This is a genomic window from Actinotalea ferrariae CF5-4, from assembly GCF_000603945.1.
Lineage (GTDB): Bacteria > Actinomycetota > Actinomycetes > Actinomycetales > Cellulomonadaceae > Actinotalea > Actinotalea ferrariae.
This window is the reverse complement of sequence record NZ_AXCW01000397.1, coordinates 1-1,523: the sequence shown is the minus strand read 5'-3', so window position 1 is coordinate 1,523 and position 1,523 is coordinate 1. Positions and strand designations below refer to the sequence as shown.

The following is a 1,523-nucleotide window of genomic DNA, read 5'->3' as shown; positions in this document are numbered from 1 at the left end:
GAGGCTGGCCCGGGCGCGGACGGCCGCGAGGGCCGCCGCGAGGTCGGCGTCGGCCGGGCGGGCGTGGTGGACGTTGCCGGTGGCGACGAGCGGCAGCCCGGCCCGGGTGGCGAGCTCGGCGAGGGCGTCCACGCGCTCGGAGTCCCACGGGTCGCCGTGGTCGGTGACCTCGACCGCGACGTTGTCCCGGCCGAACAGCGCGGTGAGGTGGTCGAGCTCCACCCGGGCGGCGTCGAGGTCCCACACGCCCCCGGCGCGGCGGCGTCCTCCCTCGAGCGCGTGCCGGACGGCGCCCTTGCGGCAGCCGGTGAGCACGAGCCAGCGTCCCGCCGCGGCCTCGGCGAGGGACTCGAGGCGGTAGTCGGCGGCGCCCTTGGTGCCCGTCGCGAGGTGCGCCTCCGCGATGGCGCGCGACAGTGCCCGGTAGCCGTCCGGGCCCCGGGCCAGGACGAGCAGGTGGGTGGCCCGCGGGTCCGGCGACCCGGTGGGCGCGTCCAGCACGCCGGTGGGGTCCGGCAGGTGCAGCTCGGCGCCGAACGCCGTCGGGACGCCGGCGGTCCGGGCCGCCTGGGCGAAGCGGACGACGCCGTAGAGCCCGTCGTGGTCCGTGATCGCCAGGGCGGACAGCCCGAGACGGGCCGCCTCCTGCGCGAGCTCCTCGGGCTGGCTGGCCCCGTCGAGGAAGCTGAACGCCGAGTGGGCGTGCAGCTCCGCGTACCGCGGGGCGCCGCCGTCCGGGCCGGGACCTCGGGGGTCCGGCCGGGGAGCGGGTGCCAGGTCAGTCATACCGGGCCTCCAGCCGCCAGGCCCCGTCCCGCAGGACGAGCAGGAGGCCGGCGCCGTCGTCGGTGAGGACCTGGAGGTAGGCGGCCCGGTCCGCACCCGCCGCCCACCACCGCTGCACGACCGGCCAGGGCCCGGCCCATGCCACGACCCGACGGACGGTGGCCCCCTCCGGCTCCTCGAGCGTGAGCGCCGCGGGCTCGCCGCTCAGCTCCAGCCGCGCGCTGACCCCGACCGGGGCTCCGTCCGGTGCCCTGAGGTCGACCTCCGGGGGCTCCGTCAGCACGGTCGCGGGGGCCGGCGGAGGGAGCCGGCCGGGCCACGGGGCCGTCGCGGTCCGGGCCGCCGGGAGGTCCTCGCCCCAGGGGACGAGGTGCACCTGGTCGTGCAGGTCCCGCCCGCCCTGCAGGACGGCACCCAGCACCGCCTCGGCGCCGAGCAGGCCCTGGACCCGGTGCAGCGCCCGCTGCGCACGGCGGTCGGCACCGCTCGGGTCGCCCCACAGCCGACCCTGCTCCGCACCGACCGGCAGCACCTCCTCCGCCCGCAGCGCGAGGTGCACCAGCCCCGACGGCTCCGGGTCATGCCCCAGCGACGAGACGGGTGACCGGCCCGTGGTGCCCCGGTTCAGCCAGCCCTCGAGCTGCCAGCGGACCCGGTCGGTCACCCGGGCGACCGACAGGCCACCCAGCGCGGTGTCGGTCCGCCACGTGCGGACCAGGTCCTGCCCGGCCTCGGTG

At 79.0% G+C, this 1,523-nt stretch carries 1 protein-coding gene and 1 pseudogene; both read right to left on the bottom strand.

The genetic code is table 11. The annotated features are described in order from the left end of the window. The coding region (locus tag N866_RS18170) for a PHP domain-containing protein (RefSeq protein WP_034229352.1) at nucleotides 1-786 on the bottom strand (786 nt) is incomplete at its 3' end. Further along, nucleotides 779-1,523 (bottom strand): annotated as a pseudogene (locus N866_RS21665) (DNA polymerase Y family protein); the annotation flags it as partial. The pseudogene N866_RS21665 and the gene N866_RS18170, both read right to left, overlap by 8 nt.